An 8380-nucleotide genomic window follows, 5' to 3' on the forward strand; every position below is an offset into this window, starting at 1 on the left:
GCCGATGCGCATCTTCGACCCGCACATCCACATGACCTCCAGGACGACCGACGACTACGAGGCCATGCACGCGGCCGGCGTGCGCGCCGTGGTGGAGCCCGCGTTCTGGCTGGGCCAGCCGCGCACCAGCGTGGCCACCTTCGTCGACTACTTCGACAGCCTGCTGGGCTGGGAGTCCTACCGGGCGGCTCAGTTCGGCATCCAGCACCACTGCACGATGGCGCTCAACCCCAAGGAGGCCAACGACCCCCGGCTGCTCGGCGTGCTCGACGAGCTGCCGCGCTACCTGGTCAAGGACCGGGTGGTCGCGGTCGGCGAGGTCGGCTTCGACTCGATGACCCCGGTGGAGCACGAGGTGTTCTCCCGGCAGCTGGAGCTGGCCGTCGAGCACGACCTGCCGGTGCTCGTGCACACCCCGCACCGGGACAAGGCCCAGGGCACCCGCCGGACGCTGGACGTGGTGCGCGAGTCGGGCATCGCGCCCGAGCGCGTCGTGGTGGACCACCTCAACGAGGTGACCGTCGGCCTGGTCGCCGACAGCGGCTGCTGGATGGGCTTCTCCATCTACCCGAACACCAAGATGTCCGAGGAGCGGATGGTCCGCGTGCTGCGCGAGCACGGCACCGACCGGATGCTGGTCAACTCCGCGGCCGACTGGGGCCGCAGCGACCCCCTCAAGACGCGCCGGACCGGCGACGCCATGCTCGCCGACGGATTCACCGAACAGGACGTGGACCAGGTGCTGTGGGCCAACCCGGTGCGGTTCTACGGGCAGAGCGGCCGGCTCGAGCTCTCCGATGTGGACCTCGACCCGGCGGCGACCTTCGCGGGCAGCTCGGTCAAGCGCGGCGGGGAGTAGTCGCCATGCGCATGCGGCACCCCGACGGCACGGTCGTCCACCTCGGCTACTGCACGAACGTCCATGCGGCCGAGGATCTCGACGGCGTGCTGTCGCAGCTGGCCGGCTACGGCGAGCCGATCCGGCGGACACTGGGTGTCGACCGGCTGGGCCTCGGTCTCTGGCTGGCTCGCGACGTCGTCACCGAGCTGTCCGCCGACCCGGCCGCCGTGCGGCGGCTGCGGTCGGAGCTGTCCGCCCGTGGCCTGGAAGTCGTGACGCTCAACGCCTTCCCGTACCAGGGTTTCCACGACGAGGTCGTCAAGAAGGCCGTGTACCTGCCGGACTGGCTCGACGAGGCACGGCTGCGCTACACCGTGGACTGCGCTCGTGTGCTGGCCGCGCTGCTGCCGGACGACGCTGTGCGCGGGAGCGTGTCGACGCTGCCGCTGGCGTGGCGCCACCCCTGGTCGCTCGCACACGCCACCCAGGCCCGCCGCGTGTTGGACCGACTCGCCGCCGAACTGGCCGCCGTCGCCGACGACACCGGCCGGCCGGTTCGGGTCGGCATGGAGCCCGAGCCGGGCTGCGTGCTGGAGCACACCGCCGTGGCCGCGGAGTTCCTGGCCGGCTTGGACAGCTCCTGGATCGGGCTGTGCCTGGACACCTGTCACCTCGCCGTGGCGTGGGAGGACCCGGCCGCGGCACTGGCCGGTCTGGCCGCGGCCGGGGTGCCGATCGTCAAGGTGCAGGCGTCGTGCGCGTTGCAGGCCGACCGACCCGCCGATCCGGTGACCCGGGCCGAGCTGGCGCGGTTCACCGAGCCGCGGTTTCTCCACCAGGCCAAGGAGTTCTCTGGCGGCCGGGTGCACAGCGCCGACGACCTGCCGGCCTGCGAGCTCCCGGCCCAGGGTCCGTGGCGGGTGCACTACCACGTTCCGCTGCACGCCGATGCCCGCCCGCCGCTGCACACAACCCGCGACCATCTGGTGTCCACATTGGACGCTCTGTTCTCGGGTCCGAGCGCCCGCTGCGACCACGTCGAGGTCGAGACGTACACCTGGTCGGTGCTGCCGGACTCGGGCATCGGCATCGTCGACGGCATCGCGAGCGAGCTGAGCTGGGCGCGGGACGCGCTGCTGGCCTCGGGGCTCAAGGAGGAGGTGGCGTCATGAACAGGATGGTCGTGCTCGACGTGGTCGGGCTGACACCACGGCTGCTGGCGCACATGCCGAACCTGCGAGCCTTGGCGGACAGGGGATTCAGCGCCGAGCTGGGGACGGTGCTGCCGGCGGTCACCTGCTCGGCGCAGTCCACCTTCCTGACCGGGGTCGAGCCCGCCGGGCACGGCGTCGTCGGAAACGGCTGGTACTTCCGGGACCTGGGCGAGGTGCTGCTGTGGCGGCAGCACAACGCGCTGGTGGGCGGGGACAAGCTGTGGGACGCGGCCCGGCGGCACAAGCCGGACTACACCGTGGCGAACATCTGCTGGTGGTACGCGATGGGCGCGGACGTCGATTGGACCGTGACACCCCGGCCGATCTACTACGCCGACGGGCGCAAGGAACAGGACTGCTACACCTGGCCGCCCTCGCTGCATGACGAGCTGACGGCCAGGTTCGGACCGTTCCCGCTGTTCCGCTACTGGGGACCGACCGCGTCGATCGAGTCCACCAAGTGGATCATCGACGCGGCCCGGCACGTCTTCGCCGCGCAGCGGCCGGACCTGACCCTGGTCTACGTGCCACACCTGGACTACGACCTGCAGCGGTACGGCCCGCACGGCTCCGAGGCCGTCCTCGCGGCGCGGGAACTGGACCGCGAACTGGCGCCGCTGCTGGCCGACGCGTCGGCCGCCGGCGCGACCGTGGTCGCGCTCAGCGAGTACGGCATCACGCCGGTGGACCGTCCGGTGGACATCAACCGGCTGCTGCGCCGCGAGGGCCTGTTGTCGGTGCACACCCAGGACGGCATGGAGTACCTGGATCCATGGACGTCGCGGGCCTTCGCCGTGGCCGATCACCAGGTCGCGCACGTCTACGTCCGCGATCCGGCCGACCGCGACACGGTGGCGGAGCTGATCGCGCGGCTGGACGGCGTCGACGAGGTGCTGGACGAGGTCGGCAAGAAGAGCGCCGGCCTGGATCACGAGCGGGCCGGCGACCTGGTCGCCGTCGCCGACCGGCGGTCCTGGTTCACCTACTACTACTGGCTGGACGACCGGAACGCGCCGGATTTCGCGCGCTCGGTGGAGATCCACCGCAAGCCCGGCTACGACCCGGCCGAGCTGCTCTACGACCACACCGATCCGCTCGTGCGGGTGCGGGCCGCGATGACGTTGGCCCGCAAGAAGATTGGTCTGCGCTATCAGATGAGGGTGGTGCCGCTGGACCCGTCCCGGGTACGCGGCAGTCATGGGCGGCTGCCCGACGACCCGGCCGACGGCCCGGTGCTGGTCTGCGACGCCGGCGGCGCCGCACGCGAGCGACTGGCCGCGACCGAGGTCAAGCAACTGCTGTTGGAATTGGCACTAGGGGAGGGGAACCGCGGGTGACACCGGCCCTGCTGGCGGAAGGCCTGGTCAAGAGTTTTCGCGACACCCGGGCGGTCGACGGGGTCGATCTGGCGGTGCCGGCCGGCACCGTGCTGGGACTGCTGGGGCCCAACGGCGCCGGCAAGACCACGATCGTCCGCATGCTGGCGACGCTGATCCGACCGGACGGCGGACGGGCCAGCGTGCACGGCCACGACGTGGTCGAGCAGCCCCAGCAGGTGCGCCGGCTGATCGGGCTCACCGGTCAGTACGCCACCGTGGACGAGGGCATCTCCGGCTGGGAGAACCTGTACCTGATCGGGCGGCTGGTCGACCTGTCCCGCCGCGACGCGCGGGCCCGATGCGACCAGCTGCTGGAACGGTTCGACCTCGTCGAGGCGGGCGGGCGACCGGTGCGCACCTACTCGGGCGGCATGCGCCGCCGGCTGGACCTGGCCGCGAGCCTGGTCGGCCAGCCACGGGTGCTGTACCTGGACGAGCCGACCACCGGCCTGGATCCACGCAGCCGCAACGGGTTGTGGGACGAGGTCCGGTCGATGGTCGCCGGCGGCGCCACCGTGCTGCTGACCACGCAGTACATGGAGGAAGCCGAGGCCCTGGCCGACAACATCGTGGTGATGGACGGCGGCCGGGTGATCGCCGAGGGACCGCCGGCCCAGCTGCGGGCCGCGGTCGGCGGCCAGGTGCTCCAGGTGCGCCCGGCCCGTGCCGACGACCTGCCCGAGGTGGCCGCGCTGTTGGTCCGTGCCGGCCTCGCGCAGGGCAACATCGACGCCGAGGGCGGCGTCGTGGCGCTGCCGATCGACGGCGAGGACCAACTCACGCTGGCCGTGCGTGCGTTGGGCGATTCGCAGCTGCCTGTGGCGGGTATCGACACCCACTTGCCGAGCCTGGACGAGGTCTTCCTGACCCTGACCCAACGGAGGAAGTCATGACCGCGCCCGTGCAGGCGCGCCCCGGGCCGGCGCCGGTGCGGCTGTCGTCCCGGGTCGGGCTGCGTGCCACGCTGCGGCACTCGCTGGCGATCGCCCGGCGCAACCTGGTGCAGCTGCGCAACGATCCCGAGCAGCTGCTGGACGCCACCCTGATGCCGATGGCGATGACACTGATCTTCGTCTACGTCTTCGGTGGCGCCATCGCGCACGACCAGGGCGACTACCGGCAGTTCCTGATCCCGGGAATCATGGTGCAGACGGCCAACTTCGCCGCCCGCTCGACCGGGATCGGCCTGTCGTTCGACTTCGACAACGGCCTGATGGACCGGTTCCGCGCGCTGCCCATCGCGCGCTCGGCGATGCTGTGGGGCCGGATCGCGGCCGACTCGTGCCGGATGCTGCTGGGACAGCTGGTGATGCTGGCGTTCGCGCTGATCATCGGCTTCCGCGTGCAGACCGGTTTCCTCGCGCTGGTCGAGGCGCTGGCGGTGCTGATGGTCTACGGCATCGCGTTGTGCTGGGTCTCCGCCTACATCGGCCTGGTGCTGCGCAACCCGCAGACGGTGCAGTCGGTCGGCTTCCTGTGGACGGTTCCGCTGCAGTTCGGCAGCTCGATGTTCGTGCCGACCGACACGATGCCGGACTGGCTGCGGGTGTTCGCCGCGTTCAACCCGACCTCCGCGGTCGTGGACACCTGCCGGGGCCTGCTGGGCGGCGGCCCCGTCATGGAGCCGCTGCTGCACACCCTGGCCTGGGTGGCGGTGTTCGTGGTGGTGTTCGCCCCGCTGTCGGTGCGGCAGTACCGGCGGCGGGGGTGAGGGGCTATTCGGCGTCCAGCAACAGGTTCTGGATGGCCACCACCCGATCGGTCAGTCCGGCCAGCTGCTCGCGCATCCGTGCCTGGTCGTCGGCGGCCTGCTCGGCCAGCCGACGATAGGCCAGGGTGGCCTCGGAGCGGCGGTGCAGGGCCTGCAGCCACAGCCACAGCCACAGCGTGATCGTACCGAGGACGATCGCCGTCGACATGAGGGCAACGACCGGGTCCGGCATGGCTTCACTCCTTAGGTATGAGTACTCACGTACCGTAGCCAATCGTCTTTTCGTCTTGTTATCTCCTACCGACTCGAGGGGTGAGCGCAGTGGGGAACCGTCGACACCTGGTGTCGCTGTCCGATGTGGATGATCAGGAACTCGCCGAGCTGGTGCGCCGGGGGGTCGCCTTCGCCAACGGCGGCCGGACCGGCAAGCCGCTGGCGGACAAGGTGCTGGGCGTCTACTTCCGCAAGACGTCGACCCGCACCCGCACCGCGTTCTCCACGGCGGCGCTGCGGCTGGGCGCCGGCCTGGTCAGCTACGGCCCGGGCGATCTCCAGCTCAACACCGGCGAGACGGTCGAGGACACCGGGAAGGTGCTCTCGCGGATGCTGGACGGACTCGTGCTGCGCACCGCCGGTCCCACCGAGGAGTTGCGTGAGTTGGCCGCGCAGGAGTCGATGTCCGTGGTGAACGCGATGAGCGCGCACGAGCACCCGACGCAGGCGTTGGCCGACCTGACGACGCTGTCCCGGCACTTCGGCCGGATCGACGGGCTGCGGGTGCTGTACGTGGGCGAGGGCAACAGCACCGCGGTCGCGCTGGCGCTGGCGTTGACCCGATTCGCCGGCGCCCAGCTGCACCTGCGCACGCCCGAGGGCTACGGCCTGGACCCGGAGGTGCTGGTGGCGGCCAAGTCCTATGCGGCCCAGTCCGGCGGCGTGATCGACGAGAAGCACCAGATGTCCGACCTGCCGGTCGGATTCGACGTGGTGTACACGACCCGGTGGCAGACAACGGGTTCCGCCAAGCCGGATCCGGACTGGCGGCAGGCCTTCGAGCCGTTCCAGGTCAATGCGCAGGTGATGGCGAGCAGCCCGCGCGCGGTGTTCATGCACGACCTGCCGGCGCACCGGGGCGAGGAGGTCACCGCCGAGGTGCTCGACGGCCCGCGCTCGATCGCCTTCGACCAGGCCGAGAACAAGCTGCACAGCGCCATGGCCGTGCTGGAGTGGTGCGTGCGGGGCTGACCGGGGGGAGCCGGCCACGTGTGGCGGAGGACAACCACACGTGGCGGCGGGGACTCAGCGCTGGTCGCGGTCCTCGACCAGCGCGTAGGAGACGGTCACCATCGCGGCGCGGGTGGCCGCGAGCACCTCGCGCAGGGCCCGCTGGTCGGCGGCGCGCGCGGCCAGCTCGGAGCTCTCCACCAGGCACAGCACGGTTTCCTGCAGCGGATCGGACCGGTCGGCGGTCGCCCGCAGCAGCTCGAGGGCCTCGGCCAGCAGCGTGCGGACGTCCGGATGGGCGGTCGACATCGAGTCCTCCGGGTCAGCCGACGGCGGGACTGGTGAAGCCGGGCACCCGCCGGGCGCGCGCGGCGTGCTCGAAGGCCGAGGCCAGCGTGATCAGCCTCGGCTCGGACCAGGCCGACGCGGTGAAGGTGACGCCGACCGGCAGGCCGTGCGCCCGGCCCGCCGGCAGCGACACGGCCGGATAGCCGGCCAGGCCGGGCACCAGGGCGCTGCTCATGACGTCGGGGTCGCCGTTGACCAGATCGATCTTCCAGGCCGGCTGCGTGGACGGCAGCATCAGCGCGTCCAGCCCGTGTCGGCCCAGCGCGGCGTCGATGCCCTCGTCGCGGGTCAGTCGGTGCATGGTGGCCAGCGCCTCCAGGTACGCCGGATCGGTCAGGTCGTCGCCGCCGGCGTCGATCATCTCCAGCGCCTGCTGGCCGAAGTGGACCAGCTCGGTGTCCGCGTGCTCGCGGTTGAACTTGATCAGCTCGGTGAGGCTGCGCGGGTGCTCGCCGGGCGTCCGTGCGAGGTAGACGTTCTTGTGGTGCTTGGCTTCCCGGAACTGCACGATGCCCAGCACGTCGAAACGGTCGGCCAGGTCGCCCGGCGAGGGCAGCTCGACGTCGTCCACGACGGTCGCGCCCAAGGCCGCCAGCAGCCGGATCGCCTCCTCGCCGACCGCGTCGGAGTGCCTGTTCTCGCCGAAGTAGCCGCGGCGCGGTATGCCGATCCTGGCGCCGCGCAGCCCGCTCGGGTCCAGGAACCGGGTGTAGTCGGTGTACCGGTGGTCGCCGCTGGCCGCCGTCGCCGGGTCCAGCGGGTCGACGCCGGTCAGCGGACCCAGCAGGGCGGCCGCGTCGGCCACCGTCCGGCCGATCGGACCGACGGTGTCCATGCTGGGCATGCCCGGGATCATGCCGGCCCGGCTGGTCAGCCCGACCGTCGGCTTGATGCCGACGACTCCGTTGAGACTGGCCGGATCCAGGATCGAGCCCACGGTCTCGGTGCCGATCGCCGCGACGCACAGGTTGGCGCTGACGCCAACCGCCGATCCGGAGCTCGACCCGCCGGGGGAGCGGTCCAGCTGGTAGGGGTTGCGGCACTGGCCGCCGCGCGCGGTCCGGCCGCCGGAGCCGCTGATCCAGCCGGACAGGTTCGACTTGCCCAGCACCACCGCGCCGGCCTGGCGCAGCCGGGTCACCACGGTGGCGTCCCGCGCGGGACGCGAACCCAGCAGCGCGGTCGAGCCGGCGGTGGTGTGCAGCGGGCCGACCGTGTCGAGATTGTCCTTCACCAGCAACGGCAGTCCGTGCAGCGGGCCACGGACACGGCCACGCTCACGCTCGGCGTCCAGCTCGGCGGCGTCGCGCAGCGCGTCCGGATTGGTCTCGATGACGGCCCGCAGCTGCGGACCGTCGGTGTTCAGCAGGTCGATACGGCTCAGGTAGAACCGGGTCAGCTCGACCGAGGTCAGCCGGCCCGCCGACAACGCGGCCCGCAGGCCGGCGATGGTCGCCTCCTGGATCGGCACCGCCTCGGCGCCGCTGCCCCGGGTACGTGTCGCGGTGGACGCCGCCCGCCTGCCCGCCCGGCCGCGGGTGGATTCCCAGGCACCGTCCTGGATCGGCATCGACATGTGCCGACCGTAGACGCGTCGCGTTTCGTTCAGTTATCGACGCTGCGATAACCGAACGAAACTGCTGCTGGTTAGCGTCGACGGGGA

Annotated in this window: 9 protein-coding genes; 6 read left to right on the plus strand and 3 right to left on the minus strand. The window is 71.4% G+C overall.

The annotated features are described in order from the left end of the window. The first annotated feature begins 4 nt into the window (after positions 1 to 4). Genes AB0M73_RS27990 through AB0M73_RS28010 form a run of 5 tightly spaced genes read left to right on the plus strand, consistent with a single transcriptional unit; the run spans position 5 to position 5145 of the window. Entirely contained in the window at positions 5 to 859 is an 855-nt protein-coding gene (locus AB0M73_RS27990) for a TatD family hydrolase (RefSeq protein ID WP_363896256.1), read from the plus strand. A 5-nt stretch (positions 860 to 864) separates the two neighbouring features. Continuing rightward, entirely contained in the window at positions 865 to 2013 is a 1149-nt protein-coding gene (gene eboE, locus AB0M73_RS27995; RefSeq protein WP_363896259.1) for a metabolite traffic protein EboE, read from the plus strand. Beyond that, complete coding sequence (locus AB0M73_RS28000; protein WP_363896262.1) at positions 2010 to 3392, plus strand: nucleotide pyrophosphatase/phosphodiesterase family protein; 1383 nt, start codon at positions 2010 to 2012, stop codon at positions 3390 to 3392. Before eboE ends, AB0M73_RS28000 begins: the two co-directional genes overlap by 4 nt. After that, the gene (locus AB0M73_RS28005) at positions 3389 to 4327 is read left to right on the plus strand and encodes an ATP-binding cassette domain-containing protein (protein ID WP_363896265.1); all 939 of its coding nucleotides are present in this window, start codon (positions 3389 to 3391) and stop codon (positions 4325 to 4327) included. The genes AB0M73_RS28000 and AB0M73_RS28005 overlap by 4 nt, the downstream gene beginning before the upstream one ends. Further along, positions 4324 to 5145 carry an ABC transporter permease gene (locus tag AB0M73_RS28010; protein ID WP_363896267.1) on the plus strand — a complete coding sequence of 274 codons (822 nt, stop codon included), beginning with the start codon at positions 4324 to 4326 and terminating at the stop codon, positions 5143 to 5145. Before AB0M73_RS28005 ends, AB0M73_RS28010 begins: the two co-directional genes overlap by 4 nt. A 4-nt stretch (positions 5146 to 5149) precedes the next feature. Here AB0M73_RS28010 and AB0M73_RS28015 read toward each other — a convergent pair whose 3' ends face one another. Further along, entirely contained in the window at positions 5150 to 5377 is a 228-nt protein-coding gene (locus tag AB0M73_RS28015; protein WP_363896270.1) for a hypothetical protein, read from the minus strand. Between the two features lie 89 nt (positions 5378 to 5466). Between AB0M73_RS28015 and AB0M73_RS28020 the strand changes: the two genes are divergently transcribed. Then, positions 5467 to 6390: an ornithine carbamoyltransferase gene (locus AB0M73_RS28020; protein WP_363896273.1), complete on the plus strand. Its 924-nt coding sequence runs from the start codon at positions 5467 to 5469 to the stop codon at positions 6388 to 6390. A gap of 54 nt (positions 6391 to 6444) precedes the next feature. Here the strand turns inward: AB0M73_RS28020 and AB0M73_RS28025 are convergent, their stop codons facing one another. Together AB0M73_RS28025 and AB0M73_RS28030 are read right to left on the minus strand one after the other, a co-directional pair. Continuing rightward, positions 6445 to 6678, minus strand: a complete 234-nt coding sequence (locus AB0M73_RS28025) for a hypothetical protein (RefSeq protein WP_363896276.1) — start codon at positions 6676 to 6678, stop codon at positions 6445 to 6447. A gap of 13 nt (positions 6679 to 6691) precedes the next feature. Further along, positions 6692 to 8293 carry an amidase gene (locus tag AB0M73_RS28030; RefSeq protein ID WP_363896279.1) on the minus strand — a complete coding sequence of 534 codons (1602 nt, stop codon included), beginning with the start codon at positions 8291 to 8293 and terminating at the stop codon, positions 6692 to 6694. Positions 8294 to 8380: the final 87 nt, after the last annotated feature.

This window comes from Kutzneria sp. NPDC051319 (assembly GCF_040682195.1).
In the GTDB taxonomy this organism is placed as follows: domain Bacteria; phylum Actinomycetota; class Actinomycetes; order Mycobacteriales; family Pseudonocardiaceae; genus Kutzneria.